The sequence below is a fragment of the Sphingomonas insulae genome (assembly GCF_010450875.1).
Lineage (GTDB): Bacteria > Pseudomonadota > Alphaproteobacteria > Sphingomonadales > Sphingomonadaceae > Sphingomonas > Sphingomonas insulae.
Map to the genome: position 1 here is coordinate 405,155 of NZ_CP048422.1, position 19,044 is coordinate 424,198.

At 68.3% G+C, this 19,044-nt stretch carries 20 protein-coding genes; 14 read left to right on the top strand and 6 right to left on the bottom strand.

What is annotated here, in order from left to right:
• Positions 1 to 148: 148 nt before the first annotated feature.
• Positions 149 to 1,846: a DUF1800 domain-containing protein gene (locus GTH33_RS03460; RefSeq protein WP_249054989.1), complete on the top strand. Its 1,698-nt coding sequence runs from the start codon at positions 149 to 151 to the stop codon at positions 1,844 to 1,846.
• A 5-nt stretch (positions 1,847 to 1,851) separates the two neighbouring features.
• Positions 1,852 to 3,237 (top strand): DUF1501 domain-containing protein, encoded by a 1,386-nt coding sequence (locus GTH33_RS03465; protein ID WP_163957106.1) that lies wholly within the window; start codon positions 1,852 to 1,854, stop codon positions 3,235 to 3,237.
• A gap of 34 nt (positions 3,238 to 3,271) precedes the next feature.
• On the opposite strand, the gene GTH33_RS03470 is transcribed toward GTH33_RS03465, so the two are convergent.
• Complete coding sequence (locus tag GTH33_RS03470) at positions 3,272 to 4,165, bottom strand: iron-containing redox enzyme family protein (RefSeq protein WP_163957107.1); 894 nt, start codon at positions 4,163 to 4,165, stop codon at positions 3,272 to 3,274.
• 147 nt (positions 4,166 to 4,312) lie between these two features.
• On the opposite strand from GTH33_RS03470, the gene GTH33_RS03475 reads away from it, so the two are divergent.
• From GTH33_RS03475 to GTH33_RS03510, 9 genes are all read left to right on the top strand, one after another.
• Positions 4,313 to 5,227 carry a heme o synthase gene (locus tag GTH33_RS03475; protein ID WP_163957108.1) on the top strand — a complete coding sequence of 305 codons (915 nt, stop codon included), beginning with the start codon at positions 4,313 to 4,315 and terminating at the stop codon, positions 5,225 to 5,227.
• A complete protein-coding gene (locus GTH33_RS18270) occupies positions 5,224 to 5,358 on the top strand; it encodes a hypothetical protein (protein WP_276508898.1) in 135 nt (44 codons plus the stop codon). The genes GTH33_RS03475 and GTH33_RS18270 overlap by 4 nt, the downstream gene beginning before the upstream one ends.
• Entirely contained in the window at positions 5,355 to 5,909 is a 555-nt protein-coding gene (locus GTH33_RS03480) for a cytochrome c oxidase assembly protein (RefSeq protein WP_276508910.1), read from the top strand. The genes GTH33_RS18270 and GTH33_RS03480 overlap by 4 nt, the downstream gene beginning before the upstream one ends.
• A 34-nt stretch (positions 5,910 to 5,943) precedes the next feature.
• On the top strand, positions 5,944 to 6,876 hold the full coding sequence (locus tag GTH33_RS03485; RefSeq protein ID WP_163957109.1) for a cytochrome c oxidase subunit 3: 933 nt from the start codon (positions 5,944 to 5,946) through the stop codon (positions 6,874 to 6,876).
• On the top strand, positions 6,876 to 7,274 hold the full coding sequence (locus GTH33_RS03490) for a DUF983 domain-containing protein (RefSeq protein WP_163957110.1): 399 nt from the start codon (positions 6,876 to 6,878) through the stop codon (positions 7,272 to 7,274). The genes GTH33_RS03485 and GTH33_RS03490 overlap by 1 nt, the downstream gene beginning before the upstream one ends.
• Entirely contained in the window at positions 7,271 to 7,852 is a 582-nt protein-coding gene (locus GTH33_RS03495; RefSeq protein WP_163957111.1) for an SURF1 family protein, read from the top strand. The genes GTH33_RS03490 and GTH33_RS03495 overlap by 4 nt, the downstream gene beginning before the upstream one ends.
• A gap of 480 nt (positions 7,853 to 8,332) precedes the next feature.
• Positions 8,333 to 9,724 (top strand): threonine synthase, encoded by a 1,392-nt coding sequence (gene thrC / locus GTH33_RS03500; RefSeq protein WP_163959568.1) that lies wholly within the window; start codon positions 8,333 to 8,335, stop codon positions 9,722 to 9,724.
• Between the two features lie 4 nt (positions 9,725 to 9,728).
• Positions 9,729 to 10,598 (top strand): class I SAM-dependent methyltransferase, encoded by an 870-nt coding sequence (locus GTH33_RS03505; RefSeq protein WP_163957112.1) that lies wholly within the window; start codon positions 9,729 to 9,731, stop codon positions 10,596 to 10,598.
• A 135-nt stretch (positions 10,599 to 10,733) separates the two neighbouring features.
• Positions 10,734 to 10,934: a hypothetical protein gene (locus GTH33_RS03510; RefSeq protein WP_163957113.1), complete on the top strand. Its 201-nt coding sequence runs from the start codon at positions 10,734 to 10,736 to the stop codon at positions 10,932 to 10,934.
• Positions 10,935 to 10,952: 18 nt separating this feature from the next.
• Here the strand turns inward: GTH33_RS03510 and GTH33_RS03515 are convergent, their stop codons facing one another.
• The 3 genes from GTH33_RS03515 to GTH33_RS03525 are packed head-to-tail and all read right to left on the bottom strand — an operon-like array spanning position 10,953 to position 12,555.
• Entirely contained in the window at positions 10,953 to 11,594 is a 642-nt protein-coding gene (locus GTH33_RS03515; RefSeq protein WP_163957114.1) for a heme exporter protein CcmB, read from the bottom strand.
• A complete protein-coding gene (ccmA, locus tag GTH33_RS03520) occupies positions 11,594 to 12,139 on the bottom strand; it encodes a heme ABC exporter ATP-binding protein CcmA (RefSeq protein WP_420853558.1) in 546 nt (181 codons plus the stop codon). Before ccmA ends, GTH33_RS03515 begins: the two co-directional genes overlap by 1 nt.
• 5 nt (positions 12,140 to 12,144) lie before the next feature.
• Positions 12,145 to 12,555 (bottom strand): metallopeptidase family protein, encoded by a 411-nt coding sequence (locus GTH33_RS03525; RefSeq protein WP_249054990.1) that lies wholly within the window; start codon positions 12,553 to 12,555, stop codon positions 12,145 to 12,147.
• A gap of 48 nt (positions 12,556 to 12,603) precedes the next feature.
• Between GTH33_RS03525 and GTH33_RS03530 the strand changes: the two genes are divergently transcribed.
• Entirely contained in the window at positions 12,604 to 12,897 is a 294-nt protein-coding gene (locus tag GTH33_RS03530) for a 4a-hydroxytetrahydrobiopterin dehydratase (RefSeq protein WP_163957116.1), read from the top strand.
• A gap of 1 nt (position 12,898) precedes the next feature.
• Here the strand turns inward: GTH33_RS03530 and GTH33_RS03535 are convergent, their stop codons facing one another.
• The gene (locus GTH33_RS03535; protein WP_163957117.1) at positions 12,899 to 13,687 is read right to left on the bottom strand and encodes an SDR family oxidoreductase; all 789 of its coding nucleotides are present in this window, start codon (positions 13,685 to 13,687) and stop codon (positions 12,899 to 12,901) included.
• A 61-nt stretch (positions 13,688 to 13,748) separates the two neighbouring features.
• Here GTH33_RS03535 and GTH33_RS03540 point away from each other — a divergent pair, with 61 nt between their 5' ends.
• Together GTH33_RS03540 and GTH33_RS03545 are read left to right on the top strand one after the other, a co-directional pair.
• A complete protein-coding gene (locus GTH33_RS03540) occupies positions 13,749 to 14,513 on the top strand; it encodes an ATP-binding cassette domain-containing protein (RefSeq protein WP_163957118.1) in 765 nt (254 codons plus the stop codon).
• A complete protein-coding gene (locus GTH33_RS03545; RefSeq protein WP_163957119.1) occupies positions 14,510 to 16,048 on the top strand; it encodes an ABC transporter permease/substrate-binding protein in 1,539 nt (512 codons plus the stop codon). Before GTH33_RS03540 ends, GTH33_RS03545 begins: the two co-directional genes overlap by 4 nt.
• Positions 16,049 to 16,221: 173 nt before the next feature.
• On the opposite strand, the gene GTH33_RS03550 is transcribed toward GTH33_RS03545, so the two are convergent.
• Positions 16,222 to 18,909, bottom strand: coding sequence for a TonB-dependent receptor (locus tag GTH33_RS03550; protein WP_163957120.1), 2,688 nt, complete (start codon positions 18,907 to 18,909; stop codon positions 16,222 to 16,224).
• Positions 18,910 to 19,044 lie beyond the last annotated feature (135 nt).

Below are 19,044 nucleotides of genomic sequence, written 5' to 3' on the forward strand. Positions count from 1 at the left end.
CGTTACGCCCGCGACCAACCCACGGCGGATCACGCCGAACCGATCCGGATTAAGCATCTTCGTAAATCGTCGGCGCATGGGATGTCTGATACGATGCACCTTCGCCCCGGGGAGGATCGCGGGCGGACGGGTCGGGGGATCTGCATCAGTGCTGGATAGTGAACAGGCGGACGCGTTCGCCCCACGTGTCGAAGACGCGGACGGCGCCACCGATCCGCTCAGGCTGGGCGGCGCCATCGCCCCTGCCCTGTTGCTCGCGGCCTGTGGCAGCGGCGGCGGTGGCACGACCGCGACCCCGCCGCCCAGTGCGCCCGTCGTCGTCGCGCCCGCCACCATCACCGCGACCCAGGCCAGCCGCTTCCTGGCGCAGGCGACGATGGGCGCGACCCGTCCGATGATCGATACCGTGGTCGCGCGCCGCTACGAAGGGTGGATCGACGACCAGTTCGCGCTACCCCGCGCGATATCGCATTGGGACTGGCTGGTCGCCAACGGCTATGCCGCCGCGACCAACATCAACGCCGAAACGGGTTTCGACGTGACGCTATGGCGACAGATGATCGTCGAGCCCGACCAGCTGCGCCAACGCGTCGGCATGGCGCTGCTCGATCTGCTCGTCGTCGGCATCGGCGGCGTCAATCTCAACTGGAAACAATTCGCCACCGCCGCCTATGTCGACCTGCTGCTCGACAATGCGTTCGGCAATTATCGCACCATCCTCGATGCGATCACCACCAATGCGGCGATGGGCTCGTTCCTCACCTTCCTCGGCAACCGCAAGGCGAATGCCACCACCGGCGCGCAACCGGATGAGAATTACGCGCGCGAACTGATGCAGCTGTTCACGCTCGGGCTCTATCAGCTCAACCCGGATGGCAGCGTCAAGAGCAGCGGCGGCGCACCCCTCGAAACCTATACGCCGGCGGACGTCGCCGGCCTCGCCCGCGTGTTCACCGGATTGAGCCTCGCGACCACCGTCAGCACCACGCCCGACCGGTATCGCCAGCCGCTGGTGATGAACGCCGCGTTGAACGAAACGGGGGGCGCCAGCTTCCTCGGCACATCGACCAGCGGCGGCGGCATGGCCGCGGTCAAACAGGCGCTCGACACGATCTTCGCGCATCCCAATCTGCCCCCGTTCGTGTCGAAACAGCTGATCCAGCGCCTCGTCACCAGCAATCCCGCCCCCGCCTATGTCGGCCGCGTCGCGGCGGTGTTCGCCGACAATGGCGCCGGGGTGCGCGGCGACATGAAGGCGGTCATCAAGGCGATCCTGCTGGATACCGATGCGCGCAGCGATGCCGCCCTCGCCAGCACCACCGCGGGCAAGCTGCGCGAACCGGTCATGCGGCTGACGGGCTGGGCACGCTTTGCAAAGGTCGCCTCGCCCGGCAACCTGTGGGCGTTCGGCGATACGTCCAGCCAGTCGTCCCGGCTCGGCCAGTCGATGGGACGCAGCGCCACCGTCTTCAACTTCTTCCGCCCGGCCTATGCGCCGCCCGCGACCGGCATCAGCAGCGCCGGGCTGGTCGCGCCGGAATTCCAGATCACCAACGAACAAAGCGTCGTCGCCTACGTCAACTACATGCAGGGGCTCGTCGCCAATGGCGCCGGCGACACCAAGCCGGACTATACCGACCTCGTCGCCAGGGCGTCCGACAGCGCCGCGCTGGTCGACGAGGTCAATCTGGTCCTCGCCGCCGGTCAGCTGGGTGCGGCCACCGTCACGGCGATCCGCGCCGCGGTCGACAGCATCGCCGCCACCGCGACCAACGGCCCGATCAACCGGGTCGGCATCGCGCTGCTGCTGACGCTCGCCTCCCCCGAATTCCTCACGCTGCGGTGAGTCCCATGTCCTTCCATCACGATGCCTCGCGCCGCGCCTTCCTCAAACGCTCCGCCGCGCTCGGCGTCGCCGGCGTGGCGACGCCGTTCGTCACCAGCCTCGCTGCGATCGGCGAAGCGGCCGCGGCGACGGCAACCGACTACAAGGCGATGGTCTGCATCTTCCTGTACGGCGGCAACGATTACGCCAACACGCTGCCGCCCTATGATGCTGCCGGCTATGCGCAATATCAGGCGGCGCGCGCCAACATCGCCCACAACCGCGATTCGCTGGCGGCGACGATGCTGAACCCGACGATCGGCCTGCCCGGCGGGCGCCAATATGCGCTGGCACCGACGATGGGATCGCTGCTGCCGCTGTTCGATGCCGGCAAGCTGGCGGTGACGCTCAACGTCGGCACGCTCGTCCAGCCGACGACGAAGGCGCAATATCAGCAGAACACGGTCAAGCTGCCGCCCAAGCTGTTCAGCCACAACGACCAGCAGAGCTATTTCCAGGCCTCCAACCCCGAAGGCGCGACCAGCGGCTGGGGCGGGCAGATCGGTGACCTGTTCCAGTCCGGCAACGGCGCGGCGACGCTGACCTGCATCAACGCCAGCGGCAACGCGGTCTATCTGACCGGCAAATCGGCGGTGCAATATGCGGTCGGTACCGGCGGCCCGATCCCGCTCATCAACAATGCCTCCTCGCTCTACGGATCGACGACGGCGGCGGCGACGCTGCGCAACCTGATGACCGGCAGCAACCCGCACATGCTCGCCACCGAACACGCCCGCGTCAGCAAGCGCGCGCTCGACACCTATGCACAGGTCAGCGGCGCGCTGGCCGGCGCCCCGGCGTCGGGGTTCACGCTGTTCCCGACCGGCAACGCGCTCGCCGACCAGCTCAAGATGGTCGCGCGGCTGATCTCCGTATCGTCGGAACTGGGGGCCAGGCGGCAGGTGTTCTTCGTCTCGATCGGCGGGTTCGACCTTCACGACAACCTCGTCGCGCAACACCCCGGCCTGATCGGCAAGGTCGCCGACGCCATGCGCGCCTTCTACGATACGACGGTCGCACTGGGCGTGGCGGACAAGGTGACGAGCTTCACCGCCTCCGACTTCGGCCGGACGCTGCAGTCGAACGACGACGGGTCCGACCATGGCTGGGGCAGCCATCATATCGTGATGGGCGGCGCGGTGAAGGGCCGGCGCTTCTATGGCACGCCCCCGGCGATCGGCAACGGCACCGCCGATGACGTCGGCCAGGGCCGCTTGTTGCCGACGACCAGCGTCGATCAATATGCCGCTACGCTCGCCAGCTGGTTCGGCGTCGGCAACGGCGACCTGACGACCGTGCTGCCCAACATGGGCAATTACAACCCGTCCAGCTGGAACCTCGGCTTCGTGTGATGCCGCCGCCCGACCCTGGGGAGGCGGTCGGCGATCAGCCCATCAACACGGCGCGATAGGCCTCGAAACAGCGTTGGCCGCACTTCAGCCGGATCAGCGCACCCTCGGCCATCGCCGTCGCGCGGCGCGGATCCTCGCTGACCGCGGGGCGGATCGCCTCGCGGTTCCAGTCCTCGCTATGCTTGATGTCGAGCACCGCATGCAGGTCGAAATACCGGCGTTCCTTGTCGGAAAAGCCCATGCGTCGCAGGCCCTTGGCTGTCGCTGCCGACCGGTCCGGCGCGGTCAGCTCGATCACGCCCAGCGCGCCGACCGAATGCCACGCATAACGGCGGCTGGTCGCCATCGCCGTCATCGCATTGGCCAGGCACAGGCTCTGCCACAAGGTGTTCTCTATCACCGGGTTCACCGCCAGCGTGTCCACCAGCGCATCCAGCATCGGCCCGTGCATGCCCTTGGCGTTGCCGCGGCCCATCTCGTCCCAATAGTTGCGCGCCAGCTCCAGCTTGGGCAGCGTCGGCAGCTTGACCTGCGTCATCGCGACCAGGTCGTCGAACCCCGCCTCGCCCGCCGCTTCCTGCTCGAAGAACCAGCGCAGCTGGTCGAGGTTCGCCTCTTCGGCAAGCCAGGGGAACAAGGGGTCGTACTGGCCCGGACCATCCTGCTTCAACGCCTCGAACCACGCGATGAAGCCCTCGACGTCGGTCGGCGCCGCGGCCGCCTCGGCCTGCACCTCCTCGCGCAATTCCTCGAGGAACCCGCCTTCCAGCCGCTGCATGCGCACGTCGCGATCCAGCACGCGCTGCCAGTCGTCGGTGGGGAATGCCGGCTCCAGCCGTTCGCGGTTCCAGTGCGCCAGTCCGCGCTGGAAACTGTCCGTCAGAAACTGCGACGCGGAACTGCCTGCGTCGGCGATACGGGTTGCCATCGTCATCTCCCCTGGTGGGGCTGGCTAACCGCCTGAACCACCGATCGTTCCACGCCTGTCCGAGTCGGTTGACCTGGATCAGCACGATCGTTGCGGTGATCGTCGCGCCCTTCCCCCCGCCCCCGCCGTGCGTATAGCGGGCGGTATATGACGGCCGCGACGCCCCTTCTTCCCCCCGCCGACTGGCGCGACTTCCTGGCGCTGACCAAGCCGCGGGTGATGACCCTCGTCGTCTTCACCGGCCTGTGCGGCATGCTGGCGGCACCGCCCGTCAATGGCCACACCATCCACCCGATCATCGCCTTTACTGCGATCCTGTGCATCGCGCTGGGTGCCGGCGCGGCGGGCGCGCTCAACCAATGGTACGAGGCGGATCTGGACGCCAAGATGCGCCGGACGCAAAAGCGGCCGCTGCCCGACGGGCGGATGGACCGGCAGGCGGCGCTGCACTTCGGCGTCGGCCTCGCGGCCTTTTCGGTCATCTTGATGTTCGTCGCGGTGAACGTCGCCGCGGCGGCGATCCTGACCGTGTCGATCCTGTTCTACGTCCTCATCTACACCGTCTGGCTGAAGCGGCGGACGCCGCAGAACATCGTCATCGGCGGCGCGGCCGGGGCGTTCCCGCCGCTGATCGGCTGGGCCGCCGCGACCGGCGACGTCGCGCTGCTGCCGCTGCTGCTGTTCGGCCTCGTCTTCCTGTGGACGCCGCCGCACTTCTGGGCGCTCGCGCTGTTCGTGAAGACCGATTACGCCAATGCCGGCGTGCCGATGCTGCCCGTCGTCGCGGGCGAACGGGTGACGAGGACCCACATCGGCCTCTACACCATCCCGATGGCGATCGCCGCCGTCGCGCCCTGGCCGCTCGGCCTGACCGGGCCGATCTATGGCGGCATCGCCACCGCCACCACCATCCTGTTCGGTGTGCTGGCGCTGATCGTGGCGACGCGCACCACCGGTGCCGACGACACCATGAAACCGGAGAAGCGCTTGTTCAGCTATTCCATCCTCTACCTCTTCGTGGTGTTCGGCGCGCTCGTCGTCGATCGGTGGGTGTTCGCATGACCCCCGACGAACAGGACCTCATCCGCCGCCGCCAGAAATCGCGCGCGATCGTCATGGCGCTACTGCTTGGTGCGTTCGTCATGCTGATCTTCGCGGTCGCGATCGTGAAAATCCGTGAAGGCATGATGTGACCGACACCACGGACAGCACCCGCCGCCAGCTGCGCACCGCGATGTTCGCGGTCATCGGCATCTGTCTGATGACCGGCGTCGCCTGGGCCAGCATCCCGCTGTACCGCATGTTCTGCCAGGTCACCGGCCTCAACGGCACCACCCAGCGCGGGCAGGAAGCACCGGGCGCGGTCAACAAGCTGATCCGCATCGATTTCGACACCAATGTCGCGCCGGGCATGAAATGGCGCTTCCGCCCCGAAGCGGGATCGGAGACGGTCAGGATCGGCGCGCGCGACATGGCGTTCTTCACCGCGACCAACACCGATGCGAAGCCGATCACCGGCACCGCGACGTTCAACGTCACGCCCAGCCAGGCGGGCAAATATTTCACCAAGATCCAGTGTTTCTGCTTCACCCAGCAGACGCTGCAGCCCGGCGAGACGCAGCGGATGCCGGTCATCTTCTTCGTCGATCCCAAGATCATGGACGATCCCGACGCCAGGGATGTCGAGACGATCACGCTCTCCTACACATTTTACCCGGTGGATTCCGCGAAAACGGCGGGCTAGAGCAGCGTCAAGAGGATAAGAACAGGGAAACGACATGGCAGGCGCCAAGAACCACGATTACCACATCCTGCCCCCCAGCATCTGGCCGCTGTTCGGGTCGCTGTCGGCGCTGGTGATGGCGTCCGGCGCGATCATGTGGATGCATGGCGGCCACCTGTCCGCCGAAAAGGCGAACGGCGGCGGCTGGATGTTCCTGATCGGCCTCGCCGGCGTGCTGTTCACCATGTACAGCTGGTGGGCCGAAGTGGTGAGGGAGGCGCATCACGGCGACCATACCCCGGTCGTCCAGCTGCACTTCCGCTACGGTATGATCCTGTTCATCGCTTCCGAAGTCATGTTCTTCGTCGGCTGGTTCTGGGCCTTCTTCGATTTCAGCCTGTTCCCGACCGCGATGAGCTTCGTCGACGGCCAGGTCGAACGCGCGGCAGAGGGCGCGACGGCGATCGCCGCACAATGGCCGCCCAAGGGGCTGGAGGTCATCGACGCCTTCGAACTGCCGCTGCTCAACACGCTGATCCTGCTGACCAGCGGCACCACCGTCACCTGGGCGCACCATGCGCTGATCCACAATCAACGCGGCGGTGAAAAGACCGGCCTGTGGGGCATGCTCGGCGTCGGCAACCGCGACGGCGTGCTCAAGGGGCTGTGGCTGACGGTCGTGCTCGGGGCGCTGTTCAGCTCGATCCAGGCGTATGAATATATGCACGCGCCCTTCCCCTTCAAGGGGCTGAACTATGGCGCGGCCTTCTTCATGGCGACCGGCTTCCATGGTTTCCACGTCCTGATCGGCACGATCTTCCTGATCGTCTGCCTGATCCGCGCCTACAAGGGCGACTTCACGCCTCGCCAGCACTTCGGCTTCGAAGCCGCAGCCTGGTACTGGCATTTCGTCGACGTGGTGTGGCTGTTCCTGTTCGTCACCGTCTATGTCTGGGGTGGCTGGGGCGCGCCGGTCCACGGCGGCTGATGGCCGACGCGACCTCACCGGCCACCACGCCGGCTATCGTCGAGGTCGCGCTGAAGGGGCTGTGCCCGCGATGTGCACAGCCCACCCTGTTCGCCGGCTGGATCAGGTTCGCCGACCGGTGCCGCGCCTGCGGGCTCGATTACGGCCGCTTCAACGTCGGTGACGGCCCCGCGGCGTTCCTCACCCTCATCCTCGGTACCATCGTCGTCGCCGGTGCGATCGCGCTGGAACTGACGCTGCACCCGCCGCTCTGGCTCCACATGCTGATCTGGATACCGGTGACGCTCGCCGGCGTCGTCGGGTCGCTGCGCCTCGCCAAGGGCGCGCTGATCGCCGCCGAATATCGCAATGCCGCGCGCGAAGGGCGGATCGACACCGGAGCCGACCCCGAGGCATGAAGCGCTTTCCGATCGTCTCCACGATCGTCGTCGGCCTCGCCGTCGCCGCGATGATCGCCCTCGGCCTGTGGCAGCTGCTCGACCGGGCACCCCGGAAAGAGGCCTATCTCGCCCAGCTGGCCGCCAACCCGTCCCGCCCGGCGATCGCCTTTCCGAACGCACCCGACGAGACGCTGCTGTTCCGCCGTACCTACGCCACCTGCACGCGCCCCGACCGCCAGCGCCTTGCCGGCGCGGGTGCCGCCGGGTTCCGGCTGATCGCCGATTGCGGCAATGGCCTCATCGTCCAGCTCGGCACCACCCCCGATCCGATGTTCAAGGGCCGGTGGAACGGCGGCGCGGTCACCGGCTTCATCAGCCACGCGCCCGATGCGCGTTCGCTGATCGGTTCGCTGTTCGATCACAGCCCGCAGCGGCTGATGCTGGTCGCCGACACCCCTGCCCCCGGCCTCGGCGCGAATGGCAGGCCCGATCTGTCGTCGGTGCCGAACAACCATCTGTCCTATGCCGTGCAATGGTTCCTGTTCGCGGCCATCGCCGTGGTGATCTACGTCCTGGCGGTCCGGCGGCGGCGATAGCCGCCGTCGCTGAAGCGATGGATCGCCATCAGGTTACGCAGGCCAATATCCCCCGCCACCCCGGACTGGTTCCGGGGTCCACCCTGCGGCGAGGCAAACGGCGGGCGGCTCAAGCGCTGCCTGCGCGGCACCGTGGACCCCGGAACCAGTCCGGGGTGACGGGGGAATTTTCAGCCTGCGTCGCGCCAAACCCGATGATCGCGCGCGCCTGAGACGCACAGAATATCCGCGCTGTCCTACACGCCGCCAGCAGGATACGTTCCCCTTATGTCCGGCCACCACCACCCATCCGCCCGCATGCCCTCCGGCACCGGGGCGGATGGCGTTTTCGAGCCGGACGTACCGTCAACTTCGGCAACTTCCGCAGGTCCGAATCGGCACGTGGCGCATCCGCCGCGGCGCCGGTGCGATAGCCCGACCATGGCCCCGGGCAAGAATCGCGCGATTGCCCCCTGCGCCCGCGCCCGCTACCCAGCCGCGATGCGCTATGTCAGCACCCGCGGGGCCGCGCCCGCCCTCGATTTCCGTGACGTCACCCTCGCCGGGCTGGCCTCCGACGGCGGCCTCTATCTGCCGGAGACGTGGCCGAGCCTGACCCGCGATCAGATCGCCGGCCTCGCCAATCTGTCCTACGTCGATACCGCGGTGGCGGTGATGACCCCCTTCGTCGGCGACGCGCTCACCGCGGCAGAGCTGAAGGACCTCTGCACCCGGGCCTATGGCCGCTTCAGCCACGCTGCGGTGACGCCGCTGGTCCAGCTCGACCACGATCAGTGGCTGCTCGAACTGTTTCACGGCCCGACGCTGGCGTTCAAGGACGTCGCGCTCCAGCTGCTCGGCCTGCTGTTCGAACGGTTCCTGACCGGCACCGACACCCACCTCACCATCGTTGGCGCGACCAGCGGCGACACCGGGTCGGCGGCGATCGATGCGCTCGCCGGGCGGCAGGGCGTCGACATCTTCATGCTCCACCCCGCCGGCCGGGTGTCGGACGTGCAGCGCCGCCAGATGACGACGGTGCTCGCGCCCAACGTCCACAACATCGCGATCGACGGCGACTTCGACACTGCGCAGGCGCTGGTGAAGCGCATGTTCAACGATGCGGATTTCTCGGGCCGCTTCACGCTGTCGGCGGTGAACTCGATCAACTGGGCGCGGCTGATGGCGCAGGTGGTCTATTATTTCTACGCTGCCGTCCGCCTCGGCGCACCCGATCGCGCCGTCGCCTTTTCGGTGCCGACGGGCAATTTCGGCGACGTCTTCGCCGGGTACGTCGCGGCGAAGATGGGCCTGCCGGTGTCGAAGCTGATCGTCGCGACCAACGTCAACGACATCCTCCACCGTGCGATCAGCGCCGGCGACTACAGCAAGGGCGTCGTCCAGCAAACGCCGACGCCGTCGATGGACATTCAGGTCAGCTCGAATTTCGAACGCCTGCTGTTCGATCTCGGCGCCCGCGACGGCGCTGCGCTGGCGACGCAGATGCAGGGCTTCGAATCCTCCGGTGCGATGCGGCTGACCAATGCGCAGCACACCGGGGCCGACCTGTTCGCCAGCGACCGCGTCGACCTCGACGACATGACGCTGGCGATGCGCTGGGCGCATGAACAGGCCGGGCAAGTCATCGACCCCCACACCGCCATCGCGCTGGCCGCCGCACGCCGCCATGCCAGCGACGTGCCGGTCGTGACGCTCGCCACCGCGCATCCCGCCAAGTTCCGCGACGCGGTGGAACGTGCCACCGGCCAGCGCCCCGCACTGCCCGGCCGCATCGGCGACCTGTTCGACCGCGAGGAGCGGTTCGCCAGCCTGCCCGCCACGTTCGAGGCCGTCACCGCCTATATCGCCGAACGCGCGGTACCGCGGGGCTGACGCGATGAGGCTCGACACGCTGATCGGCGAACCCTGGGCGGATTACGGTCTGATCGATTCGGGGCATGGCAAGAAGCTGGAACGCTATGGCCGCTTCCGCTTCGTCCGCCCGGAACCGCAGGCGATGTGGGCGCCAGCGACCGCGGACTGGCGGGCGAAGGGTGAATTCGTCCCCGCCAGCGACGAGGATGGCGGCGGCCGCTGGGTCTTTGCCGAACCCGTGCCGCGCGACGGCTGGCCGCTGAAGTGGAACGAGGTTCGCTTCACCGCGCAGACGACGCCGTTCCGTCACCTCGGCTTCTTCCCCGACATGGCGCCGGTGTGGAACTGGATGCGCGAACGCGTCGCCGACAAGCCCGGTGCGGAATGCATGAACCTGTTCGGCTATACGGGCGTCGGCACCCTCGCGATGGCGAGCGCGGGCGCCAAAATGGTCCATGTCGATGCCTCCAAGAAATCGGTCGAGGCGGCGAGGGCCAATGCGGCCCTGTCCGGCCTGCAGGACGCGCCGGTACGCTGGATCATCGACGACGCAGCGAAATTCATCGCGCGCGAAGTCCGCCGGGGCCGCCGCTATGACGGCATCCTGCTCGATCCGCCGAAATACGGTCGCGGACCGGAAGGCGAGATATGGCGGCTGGAGGAGGATCTGCCCCGCCTGATCGCCGACTGCCGCAAGCTGATCGACGCCGACAGCCGCTTCCTGTTCCTCACCGTCTATGCCGTGCGCATGTCGGCGCTGGCGATCGGCGAATTGCTCAGCCAGCTGTTCGCCGACCTGCCGGGCACGGTCGAGGCGGGCGAACTGGGCGTCCGCGAGGAATCGCGCGGACTGGCGCTGCCGACCGCCATCTGGGCGCGCTGGAGCCGCTAGCCCGCCGGCCGTCGAGGGGATTCGTCGCGTTCCCGTCACCTGCTGCATCGCAGCAAGAATTCGTTACGGAACGCTCGCGGTGTAGAAGAATTCTGATGCGCATATGGTGTTGCCCATCCCCAAGGAGGCGCAGCGATGCAGACCAACGACGACCGTTCTAATACCGCCCATGACGATCAGCCCCTCAACCCGTTGTGGGGCAGACTTGCGCTACTGATGTTCGGCCTTACTGTGCTCGCATTTCTTACCGCGATCGATCGTCCCGAATGGTTTCGCCTGAAACCCGCGACCGGAACTGCCGCCGCCATGGTCTATGCTTCGGATCATCGGTCGTGATGTGAACTGCCCGGCCCGTTAATCCATGCCGGCCCGGATCGCTGCGGCGACGATCCAGGGCGCACCCGCCGTCAGCAACAGGCTGACCGCCGCCAGCAACTTCACCGCCCCCAGCCCGCCGTCCAGCGATCCCGCACCGAAGATCAGCAGCGGGATCGCCAGTGGCAGCATCACCAGCCCCGCCACCGCACCGCTGCCACGCAACCCGGCGACCAGCGCCGATGTCGCCACCGCCAGTGCGGCAAGCCCCGGCGTGCCGATCAGCAGTCCCAGTTCGACCCGCCACAGCGTCGCGGCGGACAGGTCGAACAGACCCGCCGCCACGATCGCGGCCACCATCAGCGGCGGCGCGAAGCCCAGCCAGTGCGCGATCGTCTTGGCCAGCCCGATCATCGCCAGCGGCATGCCGCGGACCGTCAGCTGGTCGATCACCCCCGCCTCGACATCCGGGCCGACCAGCCGCTCGATCGGCAGCAATGCGGCAAGCAATGCCGCCGCCCAGATCACCCCGCCGCCGATCCGCGCCAGCAGCGCGGCATCCGGCCCGACGGCGAAGGGAAACAGGCAGGCGACGAGCAGGAAGAATCCGACCGGCCAGGCGGCGCCGCCACCCTGCCATGCCCGGCGCACGTCCCGCCCGATCAGGCTGCGCAGCCGCATCAGCCGAGCCGCACCGGCATCGCACCGGGCAATGCGATCGGCTGATGCGTCGCGACGACCGCGATACCGCCTCCGGCACGATGCGCGGCGATCGCGGCCTCCAGCCGGCCGACGCCGTCGCCATCCAGCCCGTTGCCCGGCTCGTCGAGCAGCCAGATCGGCGCCCGCATCCCGATTACCCGCGCCAGTCCGGCCCGCCGCCGCTGCCCCGTCGACAGCACGCGCACCGGCACGTCGACCAGATGGCCAAGCCCGACAGCTGCCAGGGCCGGCTCCGCCTGCGCACCGACCCAGAACGCCAGTGCGGCGCCAAGGGGTCGCTCCATGTCGAGCGCATGCGCCTCCCCCAGCCACGCCACCGCGCCATCGCGGACGACCTCTCCCGCCGACGGCGCCAGCAGCCCCGCCGCGATCCGCAACAAACTCGATTTGCCGACGCCGTTCGGTCCGGTCACCAGCGCCGCCTCACCGGACGCAAGGGCGAAACCCAGCCGCTCGAACAGCAGCCGCCCGCCACGGATGCAGGCGACATCGGCCAACGCCAATCCGCTCAATCCGTCACCGCATCTTCCAACGCGTGCATATCGTCGTCGGACAGACCGAAGTGGTGGCCGATCTCGTGTATGGTGACGTGGCGGACGAGGTCGTCGAGCCGTACGCCCGTCTCGACCCATTCCGCCAGGATCGCCTGGCGGTACAGGTGGATGCGATCGGGCATCGTGCCCGAATCCATCGACGATTTCTCGCCCAGCGGCCGACCGTGGTACAGGCCGGTCAGGTCCAGCGGATGCTCCAGTCCCAGTGCGGCGAGCGTGGAATCGTCGGCCTCTTCTTCGACCAGCAGCAGCACGTCCTTCAAATGTGCCAAGAACGCCTGTGGCAGCCGTGCGATCGTGTCGCGTGCGATATCTTCGATCCGCATCGCGTCCGGCGCCGGTCCATTAGCATCTTGCCCGCTCATGCGTGTCGCCATACCCCGTCCCCGACCCGTCCAGCAAGGAACACGCGCATGATCGAACCCTTGAGCGAAGCCGAACGCGCCGATGCGCTCGATGGCCTGCCGGAATGGGACTATGACGAGGCCCGCGACGCGATCACCCGCAGCCTCGTCTTCGCCGATTTCGTCGAAGCGTTCGGATTCATGACGCAAGTGGCGCTGATGGCGGAAAAGGCGAACCACCATCCCGAATGGCGCAACGTCTACAATCGCGTCGAAATCCTCCTGACCACGCACGACGCCGGCGGCCTGTCAGGACGCGACGTAGAGATGGCCGAGGCGATCGACGCGATCGTCGACGAATAGATCAGCGTAGCGACCGGCGCATCCGCTTGCGCAACACGCCGGGCATCCAGCGGGCGGCGAAGCGCAGGCGGTCGGCGGTCTTTCCGACATAGGTGTGGACGGCATCGCCGTGTACGGCCTTCCATGCCGCTTCGGCGACCGCGTCGACCGGGGTCAGTTCCAGGCCGGCGCCGGTCACCGCCTCGCGGATCGAACGGTTGGTGCCGCCCGCGACGCCGTCGAGCAGCGGGGTTTCGATGAAGCTCGGCAACAGGCAGCGGACCTTGATGCCCTCGCGGAACCATTCTCCATCCAGCGCCTCGCTCAACCCCCGCACCGCGAATTTGGTCGCCGAATAGGTGGCGAGGCCCGACGATCCGTAGATGCCCGATGCCGACGAGGTGTTGAGCAGCACCGACCCCGGCGTCTTCGCCAGATAGGCATGGCCGATACGGGCGCCGTTCAACACGCCGGTGAAGTTGATCGCGACCGTGCGATCGATGTCATCGAAGCTTGCGTCCGCCAGCGGCCCGCCGGTGCCGATCCCGGCATTGTTGAACAAGACGTCGAGCCGGCCGCCGCTCGTCCGGGTGAAGGCATCGAGGTTCGCGGTCCAGGCGTGGCGGTCGCGGACGTCCATGAGGTAGTGTTCGATCATGCCCTTGGGCAGCATCGCCGCGGTCTCGGCAAGCCCGGTTTCGTTGACGTCGGCGATCCCGACCCGCCAGCCGCGAGCCGCGAACAGCCGGGCGACGGCACGGCCGATGCCCGACCCGCCACCGGTGATGAAGATCGCACGCACTTCGTTCATCCGTCTCTCCTGTCGTCCAATCGTTGGACTTTGGCGAAGGCATCCCGCATCGTCGCGGCCGATGCCAGCACAATCGCTCCGTTTCGACGCCGTCAGCAAGGCCTATGGCGAGACGCTGGCGGTCGACGGCGTCGACCTCAGCATCGCCGCCGGCAGCTTCGTCGCGTTGGTGGGCGCGTCCGGATCGGGCAAATCGACCTTGCTCAAGACGATCAACCGGCTGATCGCACCCACCGCCGGGCGCGTGCTGATCGACGGCGTCGACGTCGCGGACGGGCCGGCACCGGCATTGCGACGGCGGATCGGCTATGTCTTCCAGAGCATCGGCCTGTTCCCGCACATGAGCGTCGCCGAGAATATCGGCATCGGACCCCGTATCGCCGGCGATCCCCCCGCCAACGTGGCCCGGCTGCTCGATCTGGTCGACCTGCCGCGCGAAATCGCCACCCGCATGCCCGAGGCGCTGTCCGGCGGCCAGCGCCAGCGTGTCGCGATCGCGCGGGCGCTGGCGCCGGGAGCGAAGCTGTTGCTGCTCGACGAGGCGTTCGGGGCGCTCGATCCGGTGACGCGCGACGCGCTCGGCACCGAAATCCGCGCGCTGCACGACCGGTTGGAGCTGACCACCATCCTCGTCACGCATGACATGGCCGAGGCGCTGTTGCTGGCCGACCGGGTGCTGGTGATGCAGGCGGGGCGGATCGTCGCCGACGCGACGCCGGCCGCATTGCTGAACGGCGGCGGGGGCGAGGCGGCGCAGGCGCTGGTCGCGGTGCCGCGGCATCAGGCCGACCGGCTGCGGACGCTGGCGCAGGAGCGGACGGCATGAACGCGTTCGTCGACGCGCTGGGCCGGGTCCCGCCGTTGCTGGCGCAGCACGTGCTGCTGTCGGCCGCCGCGCTGCTGCTGGGGATCGTCATCAGCCTGCCGCTCGCCATCGTCGCGGGTCGGCGACCGCGCGCGGGCAGCGTCATCCTGGGGTTCGCCAGCCTGGTGCAGACCATACCCAGCCTCGCCCTGCTGGCGCTCTTCTATCCGCTGCTGCTGTGGCTGTCGGCGCTGGTCGGCGGCGGCATACCGGCGCTGGGGTTCCTGCCGTCGCTGATCGCGCTGACGCTGTATGCGCTGCTGCCGATCATCCGCAACGGCGTCGCCGGACTGACCGGCATCGACCCCGCGGTGCGGCAGGCGGCGCAGGCGGTGGGGATGACGCCGGCCCAGACGCTGCGCCTGGTCGAGGCACCACTGGTCGCGCCCGTCCTGATCGCCGGCATCCGCACCGCGGCGGTGTGGACGATCGGGGCGGCGACGCTGTCGACCACCGTCGGGCAACCGAGCCTGGGCGACATGATCTTTGCCGGTCTTCAGACGCAGAACTGGGCGCTGGTGCTGGCAGGCTGCTTCGCGGCAGCGGGGCTGGCGCTGGCGACCGATGCGCTGATCGGACTGATCGAGCGCGGCATCGCCCGCCGCCGGCGGCCGTTGTGGATCGGGGCCTGCGCCGCGCTGATCGCCGGGCTGCTGTTCGCCACCGCGCCGCTGTGGCATCGCGCCGACAGCGGGTCGGTGGTGACGATCGGCGCCAAGAACTTCTCCGAGCAATATATCCTCGCCCGGCTGATCGGCGACCGGCTGGAGCGGGCGGGCTATACGGTCCGCTATCGCGACGGCCTGGGGTCGGCGGTGATCTATGGCGCGCTGAGCGGCGGCGACGTCGACGTCTATGTCGAATATGCCGGTACGCTGTGGACCGGACCGATGCGGCGCACCGACGTTCCCGACCCCAAGGCGATGGTGGCCGAAGTCGGGCGGTGGGCGCAGGCGACGAGCGGCGTACGGCTGATCGGGTCACTGGGGTTCGAGAACGCTTATGCCTTCGCGATGCGCGGCGATGACGCGAAGCGGCGCGGGATCGCCAGCCTGACCGATCTGGTCGGCGCATCGCCGGGGCTGACGCTGGGCAGCGACCTGGAGTTCCTGGAGCGGCCGGAATGGGCGGCGGTGCGCAAGGCCTATCCGTTGCGGTTCAAGGCGATGACGCCTTATGCGCCGACCTTCATGTACCGGGCGCTGGCGAGCGGCGAGGCGGATGTCATCTCCGCCTTTTCGTCCGACGGGCGGATCGCGGCGGACCGGCTGACGGTGCTCGCCGATCCGCGCCATGCGATCCCGAGCTATGACGCGCTGCTGATGATCGCGCCGAAGCGGGCGAAGGATGCGCGGTTCGCCGCCGCGCTGGCGCCGCTGGTCGGACGCATTGCGGTGGGCGCGATGCGCGAGGCGAATTATCAGGTCGACCGCGACACCGACAAACGGACGCCGGAACAGGCGGCGGACTGGCTGGCGACGCGCATCGGGCTTTGAAGAACGTTGGTTCGCGCGGAGGCGCGGAGAGAAGAGAGGGCCTGTGGAAGCAGAGCGAAGCGCCGCAGGCATTCTCCCCTCGCGGTCATGAGGGAATGACAGCGGCTGCGCCGCGTAACCATCCTTCTTCTCCGCGCCTCCGCGCCTCCGCGTGGACCAACCTTCTTCGCACCCTAGAAGAACAGCTTGCGCAGGCTCAGCCGCACCGTGCGCCCCAAAGGATCGCGATAGTCGGGCTGGTAGGTGATCGGGGTCACGCCGGTCGCATCGCGCACCTGCTGGCGCGTGTTGAAGACGTTGTCGACCGACAGCGTCACCCGCGCGCCCCGGACCCAGGGGTGCGCCTTCACCAGCTCGAGTTGCTGCCCCAGATCGGCGAAGAGGCGGAGGTCGGCGGTGGCCAGCCCTTCGAAGCGCAGCGGCTGCGGGTTCGCCGCGGTGCCGCCGTTGACACGCGTGCCGGTGGCATAGTTCGCCGACAGCCGCACGCCGATACCGTTGTTCGAATAGCCCGCCTGCCCTTCGAATTCATGGCGCGACTGGCCGTCGCTGGTCGACGATCCGATGATGTCGCCATTGAGTGCGTCGAGCACCGGTCCGCCGTTGGCGACGGTCACACGTTCGGTCAGGTGCCAGGTGTGATAGAGCGCGAACTGGATGCGGCCACCGCCCTGACCACCCCGCCCGCCACCGAAGCCGCCACCGCCGAAGCCGCGGCCCCCGCCGCCACCGGGGCCACGCCGCCCGCCCTCACCCGGCGTCGCGGCGGCTTGCTGGCCATCGGCCGCGGGCGGCGGACCACCCGCGGGTGGCGCGTCGGCCGGCGGCGTGCCGTCGCGTGATCCGCCCTCACGCGCGCGGTCGGGCCCGCCGCCCGGTCCGCCTTCACCGGGGCGACCGTTGGCGCCGGGAAAGCGCAAGCCGGCGAACGGATTGGGGCCGGTGCCGGCGCGGAACGCCTCGATCTGTTTCTGGATCTTCGACTTGATCGGCTTCGAAAAATTGATCCCCCAGCGGATCTGTTCGCTTTCCGAACGGGCGAAGTTGATCGAGCGGCGATCGACGCGCACCAGATTGCCATCGCCGTCGCGGATGAAGCGATCCGGGAACGCGGCCTCGAACGCCGCGGTCGGCGAGGTCAGCGCCTGGATCGGATTGCGCACGTCCTGCTTGGTGTAATTGGCGGTGAGCGTCAGGTCCTTGTCGCTCCATGGTTTCAGGTTGAGCGCGAGGCGGGTGACGCGCCGGTCGCTGGACGCCAGGCCGGGGTTGCCGCCGGTCACCGTCGTCACCGTCACCGTCTGCCCCTGCACGAAGTCGAACACGCGGACGTTGGGCGTGGTGACGATCGGGTTGCCGAGCTGTGCGGCGCTGGGCGCGATATCCTGCTGGTTGATCGAACCGATCACCCGCACGCCCTCTACCGGGCCCCAGTTGAGGCCATAGCCGTAGGCGGTGAGCGTACCGAAATCCGACAGGCGGTTGACCGCGACATTGCCGTTCACCGACAGATTGCCGAGGAAGCCGAGTACCGCGCGGCTGCGGCTGGCGATCGGCACGTCGATGTTGATGCGGCCATCGACGCTGTCGCGGGAAATGTCACCGGTCGTCGTCGTCAGGCCGCGTACCGACCGGCTGCTGAAGTCGCTGGTGTCGGCACCGACGCGGATCGCGGTCGACACGTCGCCGGCGGGCAGCGTGAACAGCGGGCCGTTGACCAGCGCCTCCACCTCTGCCGTGTTGGAGATCGAGCGGGCGCGGTTGGCGGTGCCGATCCCGGTTTCGGTGACGGTGCGATTGTCGGCGCGGTCGTATGCGCCGGTGACGGTCCACATCCAGCGCGGGCTTAGACGGCCGTTCAGGCTGGTCCCGACATGGCCGGTGACGCCGTTATTGCGCTGTTCGAGGGCATTGTCGCCGAGCGGCGCGCCGGCGGCATCGAGCGGCAGGCCGAAGCGGCCGACGCTTTGCGTCGCGGTGAGTTCGCCGTTGAGCGAGGCGGTGACGTCGCCGAGCGGACGCGCATAGGTGGCGTTGGTGCCGAAGCTGCGCGCGAACGGCAGCAGGGTGCGATACGGCCGCTGGTCGAAGCCGGTGGCGGCGCCTTCGGTGGTGGCGAGCGCGATGTCGCGTTCCGATTCGGTCAGGCCCGAGCTTTGCTGGTATTTGCTGTGGATGTTGAGCCGCGCGCCGCTGCGGATGGTGAGCAGGTCGAGTTCGCCCTGTGGCGTGTTGCGGCCACCGTCGGTCGCCTGACGATCGGCGAGTTCGACGGTGGTCGAGCGGAAGCGGCGGCGCAGGACGAAGTTCACCACCTTCTGATCGGCGGTATAGCCGTATTTCAGCGCGACCTCTTCGGGCAGGATATCGACGCGCAGGATCGCTTCGGTCGGGATGTCGCGGATTTCCTGGAAGCCCGAGATGCGTTTGCCGTCGAGCAGCACCACCGGCGGGCCACCCGCGCCGCTGCGCGTCTGCGGTGCGAGCTCGGTGAGCAGGTCCGAGACGCTGCTGACGCCATAGCTGCGGATGTCGGCCGGGCTGAGGATCTGTTCGGCGGGAATGTCGCCCACCACCGCCCCGGGCGGCCGGCGGCCGGTGACGACGATCTCGTTCTCGTCGCCCTCGTCGGCGTCGGACTGTGCCGCGGTGGGTTGCGGGGTCGAGGGCGCCTGCGCCGCGGCGGCGGCGGGAACCGCGGAATCGGCGGCGACCGCGGCGGGCTGGTCCTGCGGCGCGGTGCCGGTTTCGGTAGCGGGTGCGGGTGCGGGTGCGGGCTGGGTGTCCGGGGCGGGCATCTGCTGCGCCGCCGCCATCGCCGGCCAACTCGCCGCGATCATCATTCCCGCCAACCAACGCATAGACTGCCCCTTGTTCGTACCGTGTCGGGGCCTCTAAACGGCAAATGTCGCACAAATGTGCCGGATGATCGGCAATGGCGTGACACGTGTTTCCGCAAAGGCGTCGTCACCCCGGATTCGTTCGGGTTCCACCCC